This window comes from Hymenobacter terricola, assembly GCF_017921975.2.
In the GTDB taxonomy this organism is placed as follows: domain Bacteria; phylum Bacteroidota; class Bacteroidia; order Cytophagales; family Hymenobacteraceae; genus Hymenobacter; species Hymenobacter terricola.
This window is the reverse complement of sequence record NZ_JAGEMO020000086.1, coordinates 1-18,927: the sequence shown is the minus strand read 5'-3', so window position 1 is coordinate 18,927 and position 18,927 is coordinate 1. Positions and strand designations below refer to the sequence as shown.

General features: G+C 62.6%; 21 protein-coding genes and 1 pseudogene. 11 read left to right on the top strand and 11 right to left on the bottom strand.

Annotation, left to right across the window (positions count from 1 at the left end):
- Nucleotides 1-259: 259 nt before the first annotated feature.
- A pseudogene (locus tag J4G38_RS29365) lies at nucleotides 260-304 on the bottom strand (hypothetical protein); the annotation flags it as partial.
- A 54-nt stretch (nucleotides 305-358) separates the two neighbouring features.
- Between J4G38_RS29365 and J4G38_RS24650 the strand changes: the two are divergent.
- Nucleotides 359-1,543 carry an ISAs1 family transposase gene (locus tag J4G38_RS24650; RefSeq protein ID WP_317198232.1) on the top strand — a complete coding sequence of 395 codons (1,185 nt, stop codon included), beginning with the start codon at nucleotides 359-361 and terminating at the stop codon, nucleotides 1,541-1,543.
- 26 nt (nucleotides 1,544-1,569) lie between these two features.
- Here J4G38_RS24650 and J4G38_RS24645 read toward each other — a convergent pair whose 3' ends face one another.
- The 4 genes from J4G38_RS24645 to J4G38_RS24630 all read right to left on the bottom strand — a co-directional run bounded on the left by J4G38_RS24645 (nucleotide 1,570) and on the right by J4G38_RS24630 (nucleotide 4,244).
- Entirely contained in the window at nucleotides 1,570-2,193 is a 624-nt protein-coding gene (locus J4G38_RS24645) for an FMN-dependent NADH-azoreductase (protein WP_210521545.1), read from the bottom strand.
- The gene (locus tag J4G38_RS24640) at nucleotides 2,190-2,384 is read right to left on the bottom strand and encodes a hypothetical protein (protein ID WP_210521544.1); all 195 of its coding nucleotides are present in this window, start codon (nucleotides 2,382-2,384) and stop codon (nucleotides 2,190-2,192) included. The genes J4G38_RS24645 and J4G38_RS24640 overlap by 4 nt, the downstream gene beginning before the upstream one ends.
- Nucleotides 2,385-2,556: 172 nt before the next feature.
- Nucleotides 2,557-3,810: an RNA polymerase sigma factor gene (locus tag J4G38_RS24635; RefSeq protein ID WP_210521543.1), complete on the bottom strand. Its 1,254-nt coding sequence runs from the start codon at nucleotides 3,808-3,810 to the stop codon at nucleotides 2,557-2,559.
- An 80-nt stretch (nucleotides 3,811-3,890) separates the two neighbouring features.
- A complete protein-coding gene (locus J4G38_RS24630) occupies nucleotides 3,891-4,244 on the bottom strand; it encodes a YciI family protein (protein ID WP_210521542.1) in 354 nt (117 codons plus the stop codon).
- 187 nt (nucleotides 4,245-4,431) lie between these two features.
- Here J4G38_RS24630 and J4G38_RS29080 point away from each other — a divergent pair, with 187 nt between their 5' ends.
- Complete coding sequence (locus tag J4G38_RS29080; RefSeq protein ID WP_210521561.1) at nucleotides 4,432-4,668, top strand: NHL repeat-containing protein; 237 nt, start codon at nucleotides 4,432-4,434, stop codon at nucleotides 4,666-4,668.
- Nucleotides 4,669-4,947: 279 nt separating this feature from the next.
- On the opposite strand, the gene J4G38_RS24620 is transcribed toward J4G38_RS29080, so the two are convergent.
- Complete coding sequence (locus J4G38_RS24620) at nucleotides 4,948-5,310, bottom strand: winged helix-turn-helix transcriptional regulator (protein ID WP_210521541.1); 363 nt, start codon at nucleotides 5,308-5,310, stop codon at nucleotides 4,948-4,950.
- A gap of 193 nt (nucleotides 5,311-5,503) precedes the next feature.
- On the opposite strand from J4G38_RS24620, the gene J4G38_RS24615 reads away from it, so the two are divergent.
- Nucleotides 5,504-6,382, top strand: coding sequence for an SDR family oxidoreductase (locus tag J4G38_RS24615; protein ID WP_210521540.1), 879 nt, complete (start codon nucleotides 5,504-5,506; stop codon nucleotides 6,380-6,382).
- 412 nt (nucleotides 6,383-6,794) lie between these two features.
- Here J4G38_RS24615 and J4G38_RS24610 read toward each other — a convergent pair whose 3' ends face one another.
- On the bottom strand, nucleotides 6,795-7,166 hold the full coding sequence (locus J4G38_RS24610) for a nuclear transport factor 2 family protein (RefSeq protein WP_226163816.1): 372 nt from the start codon (nucleotides 7,164-7,166) through the stop codon (nucleotides 6,795-6,797).
- A 281-nt stretch (nucleotides 7,167-7,447) separates the two neighbouring features.
- Here J4G38_RS24610 and J4G38_RS24605 point away from each other — a divergent pair, with 281 nt between their 5' ends.
- Together J4G38_RS24605 and J4G38_RS24600 are read left to right on the top strand one after the other, a co-directional pair.
- On the top strand, nucleotides 7,448-7,675 hold the full coding sequence (locus J4G38_RS24605; protein WP_210521539.1) for a hypothetical protein: 228 nt from the start codon (nucleotides 7,448-7,450) through the stop codon (nucleotides 7,673-7,675).
- 103 nt (nucleotides 7,676-7,778) lie between these two features.
- Nucleotides 7,779-8,852 carry an adenylate/guanylate cyclase domain-containing protein gene (locus J4G38_RS24600; RefSeq protein ID WP_210521538.1) on the top strand — a complete coding sequence of 358 codons (1,074 nt, stop codon included), beginning with the start codon at nucleotides 7,779-7,781 and terminating at the stop codon, nucleotides 8,850-8,852.
- A gap of 59 nt (nucleotides 8,853-8,911) precedes the next feature.
- On the opposite strand, the gene J4G38_RS24595 is transcribed toward J4G38_RS24600, so the two are convergent.
- The 3 genes from J4G38_RS24595 to J4G38_RS24585 all read right to left on the bottom strand — a co-directional run bounded on the left by J4G38_RS24595 (nucleotide 8,912) and on the right by J4G38_RS24585 (nucleotide 11,360).
- Nucleotides 8,912-9,610, bottom strand: a complete 699-nt coding sequence (locus J4G38_RS24595) for a hypothetical protein (protein WP_210521537.1) — start codon at nucleotides 9,608-9,610, stop codon at nucleotides 8,912-8,914.
- A 134-nt stretch (nucleotides 9,611-9,744) separates the two neighbouring features.
- Entirely contained in the window at nucleotides 9,745-10,677 is a 933-nt protein-coding gene (locus tag J4G38_RS24590; RefSeq protein WP_210521536.1) for an NAD-dependent epimerase/dehydratase family protein, read from the bottom strand.
- 80 nt (nucleotides 10,678-10,757) lie between these two features.
- Nucleotides 10,758-11,360, bottom strand: a complete 603-nt coding sequence (locus J4G38_RS24585; RefSeq protein WP_210521535.1) for a Crp/Fnr family transcriptional regulator — start codon at nucleotides 11,358-11,360, stop codon at nucleotides 10,758-10,760.
- A 156-nt stretch (nucleotides 11,361-11,516) separates the two neighbouring features.
- Here J4G38_RS24585 and J4G38_RS24580 point away from each other — a divergent pair, with 156 nt between their 5' ends.
- The 6 genes from J4G38_RS24580 (at nucleotide 11,517) to J4G38_RS24555 (ending at nucleotide 17,508) form a co-directional block, all read left to right on the top strand.
- Nucleotides 11,517-12,491, top strand: coding sequence for a TIGR01777 family oxidoreductase (locus J4G38_RS24580; RefSeq protein ID WP_226163814.1), 975 nt, complete (start codon nucleotides 11,517-11,519; stop codon nucleotides 12,489-12,491).
- Between the two features lie 85 nt (nucleotides 12,492-12,576).
- A complete protein-coding gene (locus J4G38_RS24575) occupies nucleotides 12,577-13,797 on the top strand; it encodes a putative sensor domain DACNV-containing protein (protein ID WP_210521534.1) in 1,221 nt (406 codons plus the stop codon).
- Between the two features lie 262 nt (nucleotides 13,798-14,059).
- Nucleotides 14,060-15,250, top strand: coding sequence for an alpha/beta fold hydrolase (locus J4G38_RS24570; protein WP_210521533.1), 1,191 nt, complete (start codon nucleotides 14,060-14,062; stop codon nucleotides 15,248-15,250).
- Nucleotides 15,251-15,359: 109 nt separating this feature from the next.
- A complete protein-coding gene (locus J4G38_RS24565; protein WP_210521532.1) occupies nucleotides 15,360-16,304 on the top strand; it encodes a helix-turn-helix domain-containing protein in 945 nt (314 codons plus the stop codon).
- 93 nt (nucleotides 16,305-16,397) lie between these two features.
- Nucleotides 16,398-17,150, top strand: coding sequence for an SDR family NAD(P)-dependent oxidoreductase (locus tag J4G38_RS24560; RefSeq protein ID WP_210521531.1), 753 nt, complete (start codon nucleotides 16,398-16,400; stop codon nucleotides 17,148-17,150).
- 205 nt (nucleotides 17,151-17,355) lie between these two features.
- Nucleotides 17,356-17,508 carry an epoxide hydrolase N-terminal domain-containing protein gene (locus J4G38_RS24555; protein WP_394371076.1) on the top strand — a complete coding sequence of 51 codons (153 nt, stop codon included), beginning with the start codon at nucleotides 17,356-17,358 and terminating at the stop codon, nucleotides 17,506-17,508.
- A gap of 370 nt (nucleotides 17,509-17,878) precedes the next feature.
- Here J4G38_RS24555 and J4G38_RS24550 read toward each other — a convergent pair whose 3' ends face one another.
- Nucleotides 17,879-18,697 (bottom strand): OmpA family protein, encoded by an 819-nt coding sequence (locus J4G38_RS24550; RefSeq protein ID WP_210521529.1) that lies wholly within the window; start codon nucleotides 18,695-18,697, stop codon nucleotides 17,879-17,881.
- Nucleotides 18,698-18,927 lie beyond the last annotated feature (230 nt).

Sequence of the window (18,927 nt, the reverse complement as noted above, 5' to 3'; positions counted from 1 at the left end):
CCACCAAGCCTACCCCTGCGGCGGCACCAGTTTTTTCGTTAATCTGGCAGCCGGCAAAGCGCAGGATTTTGTAGAGGGTACGGCGCGAGCCAATCTGGAAGTAAGCCATGAGTTGGCGCGTGGACTGCTGCCCCGCTTCGTAGAGTTCCTTGACTGCGGGCGCGACTTTCTGGTAGCGCGGGGCCAGCCCCGGAGGCCGGCCGCCCTGGCGGCCACGGGCACGGGCCGCCTGTAGCCCGGCGCGGGTGCGTTGCACAAGCACATTGCGCTCGTGTTCGGCCAGGGCGCAGAAAATCTGGAACACGAGCTGCTCGCCGGGCAGGGCTTACGCATCAAAACTAAGGCTATGAATTGAGGACTGACCTTTGTCTTTTCAGACCTTGTCAAGTTCTTCCTGTTCAGCCAACTCCTTGCCTCTTTCGCCACTCTTCCGGACCCGCGTTGTGCGGGCCGCACCCGGCACCGCCTGCGCGATATGCTGGTCATCGCTATTTGTGCCGTCGTCGCCGGGGCCGAAACGTGGGTGGACATCGCCCATTATGGTCCGTTGAAGCAGGCGTGGCGGGCCACGTTTCGGGAGTTGCCCAGCGGCATTCCGTCGCACGACACGTTTCGGCGCGTGTTCTCCCGGCTCGACCCGCAGGCGCTCGAACAGTGCTTTCGGCAGGGGATGGCCACCACCGCCCCACCCCTGCCCCGCGAGGTCGTGGCCATCGACGGCAAGACGGTGCGCCGCTCCGTTGACCGGGGGCGGGCCCAGGGCCCGCTGCACGTCGTCAGTGCGTTTGCCACCGGGCACGGCCTGAGCCTGGGGCAAGTGGGGGTAATAGGTAAAGGACCGGAGTTGGCTGCCATTCCGGGGTTAATCAATGGGCTGCCGTTAGCCAACACAATTGTCACGGTGGATGCGCTGGGCTGCCAGCGGGCCATTGCCCGGCAGCTACTCGCCCGGCAGGCGGATTATATTTTTGCGCTGAAAGGCAACCAAGGACGCTCTTACCGGGCCGTCAACACCTCTTGTCAGGAGAGCTGCGTCGACCGCTGGGCGGCGTACCCCGCCGACTACGATGCCTTTGACCGCCGCCACGGCCGCTGGGTGCGCCGCCGGGCCTGGGTGCTGCCGTTGAGTGACGCGTTGGCGGCGTTGCGCGCCTGGCCGGGCCTGCGGGCCGTTATCGCGGTCGAAACCATCCGCCAGGTGCAACACCAGCCCGGCACGCACGTGGAGTGGCGCTACTACCTGACCAGTTGCCCGGATGCCCCCGCGGTGCTCATCCAAGCCATTCGCCGCCACTGGGCCATCGAAAACAGCCTGCACTGGGTGCTGGACGTGGTCTTCCGCGAGGACGAGGCCCGCAGTCGCGACCGGGTAGCGACCCGCAACTTTGCTGTGTTGCGCAAGCTGGCGTTCAACCGCTTGCAGCAAGGAAAACACCAGCCCGGAAGTCTGCGGGCCCGACGACGAAACGCGGGCTGGAACGATAACTACATGACCCAACTCCTCACCCGCGCCCGCCAAAACGGCCGTGCGACGGCTCCCTAGGTTTGATGCGTAAGCCCTGGGAGAAATCAGGCAAACACGGGTAACTCGAGCTGGTTAATCTGCGCCTCGGCTTTCTGCGTGTTTTCCGCCGCGTTGAACAGGAGCCCGGAAGCCTCAATGAACTGCACGTGTTGAATGCCCAGCGTTCGCCACAAAAACGTGGCGTACGGCGTGGCGAAATCATTGTCGCTGCCCAGGCCGGTGCCACCACTCGTAAAGACGATGTACATGCGGCGGGCGCGGAGCTTGCCGTGCCTAACGCCGTCGATATACTCAAACGTCACGCCGGGGCGGCTGACCTGGTCGACGTACGCTTTGAACGTGGAGGACACGGTCCAGTTGTACACGGGCAAGCCAAGCACCACCAGGTCGGCCGCCAGCAGTTCGGCTACCAGTTCGTCGGAGAGCTGCGTGGCGGCTTGCATGGCGGGCGTTGGGTTTTGCGCGGCGTACACAATGCCGTTAATGTGCCCCTCGGTCGGCAGCGGCACGCCTACCGCCAAATCGCGGGTCGTCACATGGGCATCCGGATATTCCTCCAGCAGCCGCGCCATCAGGCGGTCGGTGAGGTGCCGGGACACGCTATCAACATAGCGCGGGCTGCTGTCGAGGCGCAGAATTTCAAGGGGTTGGAACAGGGAATGGTTCATGAAAATAGGGTTGAAGTGGGGTGATTGCTGGTGGAGTAAGGCAGCAGCACGCGGTTGCCCGGGCTTTGGCAGCTATCGGGCCGACGGGGGGCTTCGGCGGCTTGCGCCAGCGGCAGGGCTTGGTCGAGGGGCACCTGGAGCTGGCCCCTGGCCACGCCGCCGAACAAGGTCCCGTAGGAGGCTTCTTGCATGAGCGACGGCTGCCTCAGGTATGCGCCCCCGTAAAAACCGCGCACCGACAGTGACGGCGCGCCGGTGGGTGCGGTACGTATCGTTGTCGTGGAAGGCCTGGTGGGTTGGAAAAAATCTCCTGCATTGAAACGTCGCGAACCGAAGCGGGAGACAGCAACGCGCGGGGGATGCTCATCCAGGGAAACCCACCCCCTCCAGCTTGCGCCGCAGCAGCTGCTGACGAGCCGCGCCCGTGGTGCGTTGCAAGGCTTCGGTCAGGTGGTGACGTGCCGCTGCCGGGTCGCCGTTCAACTGGTGCAAGTCCCCCAGCACGGCGTGGTACAGATAGCTGCCGGTCAGCGCCTGGGCTTGCGCCATCGCTTGCAGGCCCCGCGCGGGGCCATCGGCGCGGGCGACGGCCACGGCCCGGTGCAGGGCCACTACGGAGGAAGGGTGCAACGCCAGCAGGTGGTCGTAGAGCCGGCGAATGGCCAGCCAGTCGGTGGCGGCGTAGGTCGGGGCCCGGCAGTGCTCCAGCGCAATGCCCGCCTGCAGGTGGTAGGCACTGGCCGCGGGGGCGTCGGCGGCGCGGGCGAGGTGGCGCACCCCGCGGGCGATGAGCGGCTGGCTCCACCGGCGGCGGTCCTGCTGTTCGAGCAGGACCAGTTGGCCTTGCGCGTCAGTGCGGGCGGGCAGCCGGGCCGCTTGGAGGCAGAACAGGGCCAGCAGGGCGTGGGTGTCGGGGCAGTCGGTGCGCGGCTGCCGGGTGAGCAGCAGGGCCAGGCGCAACGCTTCGGCGCACAGCTCCTGCCGGATAGGCGCGGCGGGCTGTTCGGAGTCGTAGCCTTCGCTGAAGAGCAGGTAGAGGGCGTGCAACACGGCCGCCAGGCGGCGGGTCAGCTCGGCGCCGGTGGGTACTTCCAACGAGACGCCGGCGGTGCGCAGGGTTTCTTTGGACCGAAACAGGCGCTTGGTGATGGTGTCGGGCGAGGTGAGAAAGGCGGCCGCAATTTCCGCCACGCTCAACCCGCCCAGGGTTTTCAGGCACAAGGCGACCTGCGCCGCCGGGCTCAGCGCCGGATGGCAGCACACAAACAGCGTCCGCAGCTCGCTGTCGGTGAGCTCCTCCGGCAGGTAGTGCGGCGCGGCTTCCGCCACGCGCTGCTCGGCCGCGCGTAGCTCTTGCCCGATGCGGCCCCGCCGCTGCTCGCGGCGCAGCCAGTCCAGGGTTTTGCGCTGGGCCACGCGGTACAGCCAGCCGGCGGGGTTGTCGGGCACGCCGTGCAGGCGCCACGCGGTCAGGGCTTCCACCAAGGTGTCCTGCACGAGGTCTTCGGCCACGGCGAAGTGGGCCACGCCCAGCCAGCGCAGCAGCAGGGCGTGCAGCCGCCCGGCTTCGTGGCGGAACAGGTGCTCGACTACATGCTCGGCGGAAGCAAACGACATCGGGAGGCGACAAACGACGTGCCACGGCCCGGCCGGCTAGGTAACCGACCGGGCCCTGGCAGCACGGGCGAAAACGGAAGTTAGTCGAACTTCACCAGCGGGCGGACTTCTACGGCGCCGTTGTTGTCGAAGGCCGGGCAGCCCTGCGCCAGCCGAATGGCCTCGTCCAGGTCGGCCGCTTGCAGCAGCAGAAAGCCGCCGACCACTTCCTTGCCCTCGGTGAAGGGGCCGTCGGTACCCAGCTCGCCCCGGCGGCGCAACACCTTGCCCCGGGGCTGCAGGGCCTCGGCGCTCACCAGCCGGCCCTGCGCCGCGAGGCCGCCAATCCAGGTGTTCCACTTCGCCAGCTCGGCCTGCATGGCCTCGGGCGACAGGTCCCAGTACGCTTCCTCGGTAACGGCCGCGTTGTGGTAGAGCAGCATGAATTTGTCCATTGGAGTAAGATATAAGGGTTAAATGAAGGGGAATTTGGGCTAAAGACGAACTCGCCTTCCCCAATCGGACACTGGCGCTGAAAAAAAATTAATGAGTAGGGCTGCGGCCCGCTCCGTCAACCGTTAGAACAGGCTAAAAAACGGCTATGCGTAAGCGTCGACAGCTGCCAAGGCCAATCCCTATGCCGTGGCCGTGGACGCAGCAGGTAACGTGTACGTCGCCGACTTCTCCAACTCCACCATCCGCAAAATCACAGCAGCGGGTAAAGTAAGTACGCTGGCTGGTAAGGCGCGCAGTGAGGGGAGCACTGATGGCTCGGGCGCAGTGGCCCGCTTCAAAAACCCTACGGGCATAGCTGTGGACAGGGCGGGCACGGTATACGTGGCTGACCAGCGCAACCAGACCATCCGGGTTATCAAGTAGCAGGCAGCTCAACGGGTGGTTAGATAAGGCGTAGTCCCTTTTACGTGCTGCAAACGGTCAACAGCAATACGTAAAAGCGGCGCTTATAAAGGTTAGTAAATCACCGTTTACAGGATGTAAAATATATAATTCAATTATTTAAACTAGAAGCTAATCCTTCAAAACGTTCTTCTTCCAAAAGAACGGATTTACACGTTAAGCCATCGGCTTGCCGGGGAGCGCATGCTGCCTCTACCTTGCGTGCAGCCCGAGGGCAGGTGCCCTCCTGAACGGTACCGGCTACGCCACCGACGCGGCACCGAGTGCCTCCACATGCTGCTCATGTTGCATTCCCCACGCTTTCAACACCTCAATGACTGGGTTGAGCGAGTGAGCATACGGCAGCGCTTGGTATTCGACCACCACGGGGGGGCCGGGGTACACGGTGCGAGCGATGAGATGCTGGGCTTCCAACTCCTTGAGTTCCTTGGACAGCACCTTCGTCGAAATACCGGCCACGGTGCGCTCCAGCCCCCGAAAGTGCCGGGTGCCCGTGAGCAAGGCCACGATGAGGGGGAGCTTCCATTTGCTGTTGATTACCAGCGCCGCATGGCGCAGGGCACGCATGGTCTGGTCGCATTGCGCGGCGTGGGAACTGGTCATAGGGAGAAAAAGAGAAAAATGGAACGAAGCGCTGCTAGGTGATTACCTCCTGGTAATCAGACTACCGACTGGTAATCTGTACTTGGGAAACAGCCCGAACAAACCGCTAGCTGGTGACTTAAGGTAATCAGCATACCGAACAGCTGAGCACCCCATTTTGATACTTTTTCACCACACCTAATTACCAGACAACATGATTTTAGTCACAGGCGCAACCGGTCAATATGGTGCGAAAGCCATTGAACATCTGTTGCATAAAGGAGTCGAGGCACAGCACCTTTCCGCCCTGGTGCGGGATGCCGCGAAAGGCCAGAAACTCCAAGACCAGGGAATCGAGCTGCGCGTCGGCGATTACACCAACGTTGACGCGCTGGTGCAGGCCTTTCAAGGGGTCGATACGCTCTTGCTGGTTTCCAGCAACGATAGAGGAGCCGTCGAAAACCGCACCGCGCACCACCTGAATGTCATCAAAGCGGCCCAAGCGGCGCGGGTGAAGCGTCTGGTGTACACGTCGTTTGTCACTAAGCCCGCCTTTCAAGACTCGGCTATCGCCGGGTTTCTCACCTCTCATGCGCAAACCGAGCAGTTTCTCAAAGACAGCGGCCTTCCGTACACTATTCTCCAGAATGGCATCTACTTGGAGATGATTCCCCTCTTCGCGGGTGCCCAAGTAGCCGAAACGGGTGTCCTCCTGTTTCCCGCCCAGGAAGGGAAAGCCAGTTGGGTGCTGCGGGAGGAATTAGCTGAAGCTGCCGCCCACGTATTGACCACGGAAGGGCATGAAAACAAGACGTATGTGCTGGTCAATACCGAGGCCACTTCTTTCCAGGACATTGCCCAGGACCTCTCCAGCCGCCTAGGCAAGGCTATTCAGTATCAGTCTCCCCCAGTCGAAGAATTTCAAGCGACGCTGACGCAAGTCGGCGTGCCGGAGGTCTATGTCGGCATGTTCACGATGTGGGCCAGTGCGGTGGCGCAAGGCATGATGGATGTCCAGGATTCGACCTTGGCCGCTTTCCTGGGCAGAAAACCAACCACCACGGCGCAGTTCATCACGCAAGTTTATCAATAATAGAGAGGCAGTGCAGAACGCAATTTCTGCACTGCCTTAGCGTGTAAATCCGCCTTTTGGGGGGCACGATAGTTAGGAACGGAAAATGGAACCCGCTGTCCCCAACTTTTATGAAGGCTAATTAGTAGTGCCGTTAGCGGTAAAGTACCACGCCGGCCGCGACCCGGACGGAGGCCGAAAACCACCACTTTTTCAAGGTTGGGTTTATAAGAGATGTTATGTGATTGAACAAAAGGGAGAAAAGATGCCTAGCTCATGCTGGCGACTTTTCTCCCTTTTGTTCAAATGTTGGCCTTGATTAAACTTTTAGTTTAAAAGTTAATTTGCAGCCGTGCTTGAGGTAGACTTTGGGGAGAATAAGAGCCCGCCTCCCTAGCGTAGGCAATAAAAAACAGCCATTTGTTCTAACTTTTTAGGTTGGCTCCGTACCAAGTGCGACCTGCTCGATGTCCATTTGCTGGAGCAACCCATCTTGCAGGGTGTAAATGTGCTTCACGGGGCCATCGAACAGTAACTGCCCCTGCATATCGTGTACAATTTGATGAACGGCTACTTCCAGCCGACCATCCGCACGCTCGTGGATGCCGGTGGGCTCCACTTGCGGATTCAACTCCTGCCACTGTCGTAGCCAGTACGCTCGCACTTGCTCATGGCCCGTCGCATAGTCGCCTTCCCAGGCCTTCGACCAGCGTACCTGCGGGTGGAAGGTGGCTAGGACGGCGGGAATGTCGCGGGCGTTGAAGGCGGCGTAGGCGGTTCGAATAAGGTCTACTGGCTGCATCATGCTAAAAGAAAGAGGATAAGTGGGGTTGGCCTTGGTTAAAAGTTTGGTACAAAGGTTAAACGAGGTATTGTTTAGTCGAGAGAGAACAAGCTATCCTGATCAGACCACACTAAGAACCCACACACCGCCATCAAGACGAGCGGGGCAATGTTCAGCTGCTTTCTCTGCTGGAAATAGGCGGCGACAAACGCGTTGTAAAAGGGATTGGCGGACGCCATGACCAACTCCTCCTCTCTCACTTCCCCATCCCGGAGCGTGTCCCGCCACCTCTCGTACGGGTCTTGCAAACGCGCGCTCGCGTCCAAGTCGAAATTCACCTGCAGGTAGGGCAACTCCGCTTCCTGTCCCGACCGCAGCAATTGGTTGTACAGCCGCAGGGCGTGGAGGAAGCGCTGTTTTTACTTGTTAATGCGCAACTGCAACCAGAAGACGGCTCCGAAGGCGGCAGCTATGATGATGAAGGCTATGATTTTCATACAGAGGAGCCAGCGGTACCGCTCAATCGATAAAATTAGAGAACAGGCCGCGCTCGTTCGGTGAAAGGGTGCGTCTAGTAAATGGCCATCTTTGTGCTGATTGCGATGGGCAATCGGTCATCTACCCCCGCCAGCTATGTTTCTCACCGCGTCGCGCCGCCAACTGCTTTTCCCCCTCATCCGCCGCTACGCGCTGCAAGGCGTCGGGTGGGGCGTGGTGTATTCGCTCCTGCGGTTTGGTCTGTTACATCAGGAGGTGGGGTTGCTGGTGCGTCATGCGTTCATCGGACTAGGCGTGGGGCTGTTCGTTGGTCTGAGCGAAGCGTTTGTCATCGGCAGCAACTTTCGCCATAAGCCGTTCGGGTTTCTGCTGCTGGTTCGCACGGGGCTCTACACGGCCGTGACGGCCCTTTGGCTGCTACTGGTAGCAACCTTGAAATGCGTATACGTTCAACAGCAAAGCGATGCGGCGGTATTCCAGTACGTCCGGCACGGCACCTTTGCCCTGGATGTCGGGGCGTCGCTGCTGGTGTGTCTGCTCATTGTCGCGCTGCAGCAAATCAGCTCTTTGCACGGCCCGGGGCAGCTGTTCAACCTGGTCCGGGGCAAGTATCATCGGCCGCAGGAAGTGGACCGGATTTTTATGTTCGTCGACGTGAAATCCTCCACGACGATTGCCGAGGAACTGGGCAACCTGCGGTACAGCCAGTTCATTCAGGACTTCTTCCGGGATTTAACGGATGGCATTGTGCTCACCAAGGCCGAGGTGTACCAGTACGTCGGCGACGAAGTCGTGCTGACGTGGCCCTTGCCCGTTGGCTTGAGCAAAGCGCAGTGCGTGCGGTGCTTTTTCCTCATGCAACGCAGCATCGAAGCCCGCAAAGCCAGCTACTTACGGCAGTATGGGTATTACCCGCGGTTCAAAGCCGGTTTGCACGGCGGGCGCGTGGTGGCCACCTGGGTGGGCGAGGTGAAACGCGAAATCGTGTACCACGGCGACGTACTGAACACCACCGCCCGGATTCAGAGCCTGTGCAACGAGTTGGGGCAAGAGCTGCTTATCTCCGAGGAATTGCTGACCCAATTGCCACCCTTATCGGGCGTGCAGGCCAAATTCATGTCCACGCTGAACCTGCGGGGCCGGCAGCAAGCCGTTAGCTTGCATGGCTTGACGCGCGGCTCTCAGCTCGCGGAGACAGCTCATAAATAGAACGGTCATGCTTCGACTGCACTCAGCATGACCGTTTTTAATTCCTATTCGAATAGACGCTAAGAAACGGCCGGGACAGCCGCCCGGAGTGTTTCGCTTTCGGGCAGGCCGCGCACCTCGCGGTTGCGGTCCACCCAATAGGCCAGCAGTACAGTCACCCAAAACAGCTGCCCTGACCACCCCAATGCTTCCACCGAGGCGGGCGGCGGGCTGAACAGGCCGCCCACGTGTATCAGCACCAGGAACGCCACCAGCCCCAGTAGGCCATAGTGCCCCTTGCCATTGCGGGCCGTGGTACGCCGCACGTAGAACCACAGGCCCGCGCCCAGGAGCGCGAATTCAACTACCTGCGTCAGCGCAAACTGGTTCCACAGCCCGAAGCCAAACATCGGCGAATGGCCAGGATACAGCGGCAAGTCGGGGGTATGCACCACCAAATCGAGCAGCCAGTGGCTGGGCACCAGTAGGCCCACCAGCACCGCGCTCTGCACATTGCGGCGCAGCAGCCAGTATGCCAAGCCCAGTAACAGGCCAGCCACCAGTTCGCCAAACAGGCTGTGCGTGAAGGGATAATACACGAAATCAAACGCGTTGGTGGCCGTGAAGTGCGGCACAATTTTCACGCGCTCGATGCCCAGCAGCAGCAGCGTGGGCCACACCAGGTCGGCTAGTTGAGCGGCCAGGAAGAAGGTGCCCAGCGATACGCGCGGTTGCAGGTTCTTGGCGCCGAAGCCGACGCCGAAATGTCCGAGAAACATAGAATTAGGGTTGAGGAAAATGGTGTGAAAGCAGATTATAAAGGTTCAGGTAGGCGTTAGCCCAGGGTTTCTGTTGCTTACAGCGCGTTGCGGCCCCGATGGCCGGCCAGCACACTGGGCGGCAGCAATAATGGTTAATTTTTCAGGAACCACTCCGCCGTGGCCCGAATGCCCTCTTCGTAAGGGGTCGGCGTAAAGCCGAACGTTTGGTTGAAGCGCGTGGAGTCCAGCACGTACCCGTTTTCGTCCTGGTACAGCATTTCGCGCGCCTCCTTCATAAAGGGAATGAACAGCCCCAGCAAGCTAAATAACCACTTCGGCAGCACCTGCACCTTCCCGTTGCCCTGCATGTACTTCGCCGCCAGGGCGCTGAATTCCTGGCCGGTCAGCGTCGGCGAGGCCACGGGCAATATCCAGGTTTGGTGGAAGGCCTCGGGGTGCTGCGCCAGCACGTACAGGGCCCGGCCGATGTCCGGCGTATAGGTGTAGGTGCGCGGCACGCGGGCATTCACGAGCCACTGCGGGGTTTGCTTCTTTTTCAGGCGGCTGAACACCAGCGAGCCGGACCAGCTTTTCTCGACCACACCCGGCCCGTAAAAATCGGAGGCTTTGGCGATGATGGCCGGCAGCCCGCCGCTGTGCCGCTCGGCCAGCAGCAGGCTTTCGATTTCGACCAGAATCCGGCCTTTTTCACTCACCGGCCGCGTCGGCGTGGCTTCCGTAATCGCCCCCTCGACCCGACCGTAGGTGTAGAGACTGTCCAGAAAAATCAGCTGGGCCTGCGCCGCTTTGCAGGCGGCAATGACGTTGCGCATAATCACGGGCCAGTCGCGCCGCCACACCTTCGCGCTGTATTCCAGGCCCACGAGCAGGTACACGATGGCCGAGCCGTCCACGGCCAGCCGGGTCTGTTCGGCGTCCAGAAAATCGGCCGACCGGGTTTCGGTTCCTGCCACCGGCTTCGGGTGGCGTGATACCAGGCGGATATTTTCGCCGTGGTGTTGCAGCACCGGCAGCAGCTGCGTCGTGATGGTGCCATTGGCACCCAGAATGGTGTGGAGCTTCATGCGGTTTTAGGGGTAAGTGACGGGGCAAAATTCCGCCGCGCCGGTGGCCTAAAACGATAACAAACGCTAAGAAATGAACCCTACTGCCCCCGCGTGGTGCGGTTGCGGATGCGGCTCAAACTCACGGGCGTCACGCCCAGAAAGTTGGCGATGTAATGCTGGGGCACCCGCGCGAGGATATTGGGGTTGCCGCTGACCAGCAGGGCCTGGTAGCGCTCGGCGGGGCTGAGCAGCAGCAGGCTCACCATGCGCTCTTCCAGGCCTACGGCCAAGTATTCGGCCAGCCGCCGGCCGAACTGCTGCCAGGCCATGCGCTGGCTAAATAAGTCAACCAGCACCGCATACGGAAACGTCAGGCAGCAGCCCGTACTCAGCGCCTCGATGGTGACCAGCGAGGGCCGGCCAGTCAGGCTGCTGAAGTAGGCGCCCATCAGCTGGTCTTCGAAGAAGAAGTAGCTGGTGCGCTCCTCGCCGTCTTTGGTATAATACTGCCGGAACATGCCTTCGAGCACAAAAGCCACGTCGGCCGCGACGCGGCCCTGCTCGGCAAATACGGCGTGCCGGGCCAGGGGCACCAGGCGCAGGTGCGGTACCAGCAAGCCCCAGTCTTCGTCGCTGAGGGGAACAAACTGGGTGAGGTGCTGGCGCAGGCGCAGCGCAGATTCGGGGAGGGACGGCAGCATGAAAGAGCAGGCAGTGGTACGGCAGTGGATAAACGGGCCGGGCAAGATACCGGTGGCGCCGCATTTCTTAGCGTTTGTTATCGTTTGGGCTCGCGGGCAGCCCGGTCCTTTGTGGTGTTCTGGTGCTCTTCGGCCGGAACCCCAAAACCCCTGCCCATGAACATCCTCATCACCGGCGGCACCGGCCTCGTCGGCACCCGCCTTTCCGCCGTGCTCACCGAAGCCGGCCACCACGTGGCCCTGCTGAGCCGCACGCTGGCGCCCGGCAGCCCCTGCCGCACGTTTCAGTGGGACCCCGCCGCCAGCACCATCGACCCGGCCGCCGTGCCCTTCGCCGATGCGGTGGTGAACCTGGCCGGGGCCAACGTGGGCGAGGGCCAATGGACCGCCGCCCGCAAACAGGAGCTCCTAGCCAGCCGCGTCGACGGCCTGGCCCTGCTGCACCACGAGCTGGCAAAACCCGGCCACCAGGTGCGCACCGTCGTCTCGGCCTCGGCCATTGGCCTCTACGGCACTACCGGCGACGCGCTGGTGACGGAAGACACGCTGCCGGTCGGCCACGACCTGCTGGCCGACCTGACCCAGGCCTGGGAGCAGGCCGCCGCACCCCTCGCCGCCCTGGGTCTGCGGGTTGTCGTGCCGCGCATCGGAGTCGTGCTGAGCCTGGCGGGCGGGGCCCTGCCGGCCCTGGCCGAGCCGGTAAAGCTTGGCTTTGGCGCCCCGCTGGGCAGTGGCCAGCAGTGGCTGTCCTGGATTCACATCGATGACCTGTGCCGCCTCTTCCTCGCCATGCTGACCGATGAGGCCTGGCAGGGCCCCTACAACGCGGTGGCCCCCGGCCCGGCCACCAACGCCGCTTTCACCACCGCACTGGCCGAGGTGCTGCACCGTCCGTTGCTGCTGCCCAGGATTCCCGCCTTCATACTTCAGCTGGCCATGGGCGAGCAGAGTGAAATGGTGTTGACCGGCAAACGCGTGAGCGCGGCCAAGGTGCTGGCTCAAGGCTTTGCCTTCGAGTTCCCTGGGCTGCGCGAGGCCTTGCAGGCGTTTTATGCCCCGACGCTTACCATAGGCCCGCAACCAGCCCAGCCCCTAGTGGCTGGTGCCGGAAGCGCGGACGGTGGCAAATAGCCAACAGCGCTGGTCGCAATGCCTCCAACTGTCTGGCCAGCTCCCTGCTGCGTGACATTTCTTTTACTTCAACTCCTTTTTGCCGATGGTTACCGCGTATTATCCTGCTGAAATAGCCCACGCGCTGCGTGCGCGCTGGGTCCAAACCGAGGGCAGTCCGCTGCCCGAGCACGCCGTGCTGACCCAATTCCTGTCCATCATTTACCAGGCCAGCCTGCTGCGGGAGGAAGCCCGGCCCGTGGAATGCCACGTAGTGCTCGCCACGGCGGCGCAGCTGACGGCTCCCGGGCCACTCGCCACCGGCCCCCACGTCGTGGCTTTTGGCACGCCCCGTCCCTGGGACGAACAGGAAATCCGGCGGCTCAGTCCGGCGGTGGCCCGCCCCGCCACGCTGCTCGCCGTCCGGCAGACCGAGGCCGGCGAGCTGGTGCTGTGGGGCCTGCTGGTGACGGACACGCCCTGGGACCGGCTCCCCGGCAGCCCCGCCCCCACCGCCGAGGAAGTGCCCCCGGTGCTGGTGGTGCACGTGCAGGGCCCGGGCCTGCTGACCTGCTACTGCGGGGCCACCCGCGTGCTGACGCTGCGGGCGGGCCGCATCGACGGCCACGGCTTTTTGCAGTTCCCCACCGCCTGGAGCCGGGGGCGCTTCGGGGAGATGGTGGCTGCCAATTCCCGGCTGGGCCTGGCCGAATTCGACCTCATTGCCTCGCTCGGGCACCATGTGCAGCGCCGGGCGGTGGCGCGGGTGCGGGCCGGGGGCCACGGCGGGCTGCTGGTATTTGTGCCGCCGGGCGCTGTAGCCGAGCTGATGGCGCCCGGCGGCTTGTTGCGCCCCAAATACCCCACCCAGGAGCTGGGCGGGGAAGGACGGTGCAGCCAGCTCATCCACGCCATTATCGCGCGGCAACAGGCCTTGGGCGATGTGAGCTGGACCTACTACCAACAAGCCCGCGACCCCGAGTTACGTGCCCTGGCGGTGGCCCTCGACCACTTCGCCGACCTGATGGCCGACCTGATGGCCGTAGACGGGGCGCTGGTGCTGACCCAAAACCTGGAGATAGTGGGCTTCGGGGTCGAGATTCGGGCACCGCACATCGCGCTGGACCAGGTCCATCGGGCCCTGGACCTGGCAGGCGAGCACCTGCAGGCCGAGCCCGCCGACCAGGGCGGCACCCGCCACCGGGCCGCCTACCGGCTCTGCCAGGCGGCCCCCGCGTGCCTGGCCGTGGCCGTCTCCCAGGACGGCGGCGTGCAGCTGGTGCACCACCACGCCGGCCGGATTATCTTCTGGAGCCAACTGGCTTAATCTGCCGGTAGCACCGGCCCGGAAATTCATCGGGTAACAGGTGGCCTGCGCTTTTAATAAAGGCCGCCTTATCCCCGCCGGGACGGTAGGACGGGCGCTTCGGGGTGCCCAATAGGCCACCAGCAAATTTTATCCTTTCCGGGCCTTTTACAGCCTCTCGACGTCCCGACGAGCCTTTTTAAAGCTGGGCGCGGCGAGCCTCGTTGCCGCTTCATTTCCACTAGTCCGCGCAAATTCTTACCCCAACCTAAACCAACCAATCATGCGTAATTCAGCAACTGATTCGACCACCTCATCCTACGGCCGGGGGACGCTTCCCAAGGGGGTCCGCTCGCGCATGGTCCATGCAGTTAATGGCCTCGATGTTCATCTGCTCGAGGCCGGTTACGAAAGCCCCGGCCGGCCGCTCGCGCTGCTGCTGCACGGCTTTCCGGATTTGGCCTTCGGCTGGCGCCACCTGCTGCCCCTGCTGGCCGATGCCGGGTACCATGTCGTGGCGCCCGACCAGCGGGGGTTTGGCCGCACCACCGGGTGGGTGAACCAGTATGATACCCCGCTCGCGCCTTTCGGCCTCTTGAATATGACGCGCGATGCCCTGGGATTGGTTTCGGCCCTGGGCTATCGGCGCACGGCCCTGCTCGTCGGGCACGACTTCGGCTCGCCGGTGGCGGCCTATTGCGCGCTCGCCCGACCGGACGTCTTTCCCTCCGTGGTGCTGATGAGCGCCCCGTTCCCCGGCCCGCCCGCGCTGCCGTTCAACACCGCAGCAAGCGAGGCCTCGCCGGTTCAACCGAACACGGAAAATCAACAGCTAGCGGCCGCACTGGCGGCGCTCGACCCGCCCAGAGTTTCTTATCTTCAATATTTGAGCACCCGACAGGCGAACGAGGACATGTGGCACCCTCCGCAAGGCTTACACGCGTTTCTGCGGGCCTTTTTCTACGTCAAGAGCGCGGACTGGCCGGGCAATAAGCCGCATCCGTTGCAGGCGCGAACCGCCCTGGAATTGGCCCAACTGCCCACCTATTACGTCATGGAGCGCGGCCAGACGATGCCCCAGACCGTCGCGCCCTTCCACCCTTCCGCCGCCGAGGTCCTGGCCAGCCACTGGCTCACCGAACCGGAACTGGGCGTATACACCGAAGAGTATGGCCGCACGGGGTTTCAAGGCGCCCTGCAGGCGTACCGCGTCTATTCCGATGCGGACCTGACCGCAGAGCTGCGCCTGTTTTCGGGCCGGACGCTCGATGTCCCGTCGCTCTTCATCGGCGGGCAGCGCGATTGGGCGACCTATGCGGCCCCGGGCGCGCTCGAGTTGATGAAGGCAAAGGCAGCGACGCGGATGGGGGACATCGAGCTAATTGACGGCGCCGGTCACTGGATTCAACAAGAGCAGCCGGCTCAGCTCAGCACGCTCCTGCTCGCCTTCGGCCAGGAGGTGGGGGGAAAGTAGTAACTGAGGTGTTGGGACTTTTGCCAGGTAGCAAAGCCCCGCGCTCACGGCAACCTTTTCCCCGGTAGCGGGTTGTGATAGTTTGAATCATACAATAACTTTTTTTGCTATGACGACTAGCGAACTGACGGGACTCTACCAGGAGCTTACCCCTTGCATTGGAATCGACTTGAGCACGCTGCTGCCGGGGGGCATTCAGCGTGAAGTCGGCCATTTCAATGTATTTGCCCTGTCGGACCCTGGGGGAGCGAACCAACTGCGGCCAGCCACGCACTACCCCTGTCGTTCCTTCTACAAAATCAGCCTGTTGCGCAGCCGAAGCCGGGCCGTGTATGCGAACCAAACCATCGACATTGAGCCGGATACCCTGCTGTTTACCACGCCCAAGGTGCCGTTTCAGTGGCAGCCGGTCGAGGGGCAGCAGGGACAGTTCTGCCTCTTCACCGCCGAGTTTGTGCTACCGGTCCTCGGCGGTGCTACCCCAGACGAGCTGCCCCTGTTCCGGGCCGACGGGTACCCCTTATTTCACCTGACACCGGCTGAAGCCGCGCGGGCTGCGGAGCTTTTCGCCCGTATGCACGAGGAACTGGCCTCTGACTACGCCCACAAATACGACCTGCTGCGGGCCTACGTGCTGGAGTTACTGCACCTGGGCCAAAAACGGCAGCCCGCCACCGCGCTGCACCCCGCCCACACGGCGGCGGCCCGGCTCTCGTCGCGCTTCGTGGAGCTGCTGGAGCGCCAGTTTCCCCTCGCCACGCCCGAGCAGCGCGTGCAACTGCGCACCCCGGCCGACTTTGCTAACCATCTGGCCGTGCACGTCAACCACCTCAACAAACTGCTCAAGGAGAGCACCGGGCGCACCACCACCGACCTCATCGGGGGGCGGGTGGCGCAGGAGGCCAAGGCCCTGCTGCGCCAAACCGACTGGACTATCTGGGAAATTGCCGACGGCCTGGGTTTTGTGGATGTAGCGCACTTCTCGCACTTCTTCCGCCGCTATGCCGCCGTAAGCCCCGGCGCGTTTCGGACGCTGGACGCCGTGTTGGCTTGATTTATACAAGAAGCTGATTGGAGATTACAACCCTGGCGGCAGTCAGGCGGAGGACCTTTGTCGTGTTCAATCAACACCACAAATAAACTCCCTATGAGTACTTCCAAAATCGCCCTGCTCACCGGCGGCAGCCGGGGCCTGGGCAAGGACATGGCCCTGAAACTAGCCCAGCAGGGCATCGACGTTATCCTGACCTACCGCAGCCAGCAGGCCGAAGCCGCCGCCGTAGTCGCCGAAATCGAAGCCCTGGGCCGCCGCGCCGTGGCCTTGCCCCTAAACACCGCCGACCTGAGCACCTTCGAGGCGTTCTTCGCGCAGGTCGCCACGGTCCTGACTGACACCTTCGGCACCGACCGGTTTGACTTTCTCATCAACAACGCCGGCACCAGCCTGAACGCCCCCATTGCCGAGACGACCGAAGCACAGTTTGATGAGATGCTCAACGTGCACTTCAAAGGCGTCTTCTTCCTCACGCAGGGGGCGCTGCCCCTGCTGCGCGACGGCGGCCGTATCGTCAACATTTCCTCGGCCACCACCCGCAGTTCCTTCGCGGGTGTCTCGGTTTATGCGGCTATGAAAGGGGCTGTGGAGGTCTTCACGCGCTACCTGGCCTTGGAGTTGGGCAGCCGGGGCATTGCAGCGAACGTGGTAGCGCCCGGCGCGGTATTTGGCGGCGGTGCGATGACCGATACGCCCGAAATACGTGCCTGGGTGGCCAGTATCACGGCCCTGGGCCGCACGGCTGAGCCGGATGACATCGGCGGTATTGTGGCCTTCCTTTGCTCCAATTCGGCCCGCTGGCTGAACGGCCAGCGCCTGGAAGCGACGGGTGGGATGGTACTATGAGGCTGGTGTAAGGGAAATAGTCGTCCGTAGCGCCCGCAGAAAATACGTTGGTACTGGTGTGGCCAGTACCAACGTATTTTTTTATGCCAGCAGGGTGAGCTAGAAAGCTGGCCAGGCAATAGCTGACCGAAGCGCTTAACCTAAACCCGTACCCAGCTTCGCCAGACCACCTCAACTGCTTGGTTCACCCCTTTATGCTTCGCTTATGCAGCCCTTTCAGGTTGCTATTCCCCAACCTGTTCCTGACAACCTACGGGCTCGGCTGGCGCACACCCGCTGGCACGCGGAGCCAGCCCCTGTGGACTGGCAGTACGGCCTACCTGCGCGAGGTGCTGACGTACTGGCAGCACGATTTTGAATGGCAGCAGCAGGAAGCCCGGCGCGCCTAATTTGCTGCTCGACCAGCCGCGCCTACCTAGGCCAACAGGTATTCTCAACCAAGGCCGGTAGTAATTTTGCTAAAAAGCGGTCTGTCACGGACCACGGAAGTGGCAAACGCTACTTTTGGACCAAACTTTTAACCAAGGCCACTATTGCTGGCCCCTGCAATGGTCCGCCCAATACGAGGCAAGGAGCTGAACCTTTTAACGGAGGAAGTGAAACAGATTACGGTTTTTTCTCCCGTTGCTGCAAACCGCGTACTGCTGTACTTAAAACAACCAATTTAGTGTTTAGCGAAACGGTCGGAATAGAAAAAGGAGCCTTTCGCTGCTGTCCCTTCGGCATCACTATTTCGCCGGGTTAGGGGGCGGTTTCTTCCGGGGGCTCTGGGAGCGCAAGGCTTTCAGGTCCACGCGCCGGTTCAGTTGCCGGTTCTCGGGCCCGTCGTTGGGGGCTGCCGGGCGTCGTGCGCCGTAACTAAGGACCATCAGCCGGGCCGCTGGGATGCCTAACTCACGCAGGCAGTCGGCCACGGCACGCGCCCGCTGCGCGCCCAGGCGCTGCAGGTACCCCGCTGGGTCGGGGTGGTGAGCCGGCGCTTCGCGGGCGTCGGCGTGGCCTTCTACTTGCACGCGCAGGTCCGGCTGTTCCCGCAGCACGCGGCCCAGGTAGGTGAGTAGTTTCCGGCCCTCGGGCCGCAACGCACGTTGGCGAACCGCAAAAAACGTGGCTGGGGCCGGCTCCACGATGGCCCCCGACCGAGCGGGGTCCGGGTGGTAATCGACGTAGAACCCCACCCAGAACGTGCCCGCGCTGGGCACGGGCACGGCCCTACGCACCGCCCGTTGCCCGAGTTGGTACACGTCCACTTGGTAGGTGCGGCCGCCGGGCACGGCCAGCCGGTAGCTGCCGTCGGCCCCCGTCTGGGCGCGGTACGGGGCGGCGGCTGAGTCGGTCCCGCTACGGAATACGACCTCGGCCCCGGGCACACCGGTGGTGCTGTCCTGCCGGCTGTACACCCCGCCGCGCACGAGAACGGCCGGTGCGAAGCTGGGCACCGCCGCCACGGGGGGCAGGGCCTGTGGGCAACTTGGTTGTCCGTGGAGGCCTTGGTCACCCCAGCCCTGGCTTAGCAGCAGGCAAAACGATAAGAATACGTGCCGCATCTAACGGTGCTGAAAAGGGAAATTAGTTGATGCAACCATCAGGTCCAATGGAATGGGCGTGTTCACGCAAACGGTCGTGGCTGTTGCAGAACTCGGTTTAGGCGGTTCCGCTTTTAGGTAGCGACTTGGCGATTACCCAAGTGGGCGCTTTGGGGCGCCTGTTTCGCCGCCCAGCACGTGCATTTGCGGCCAGCAGGGGCCGGGGCAGGGCCACTGCCAGGTTCAGCTGC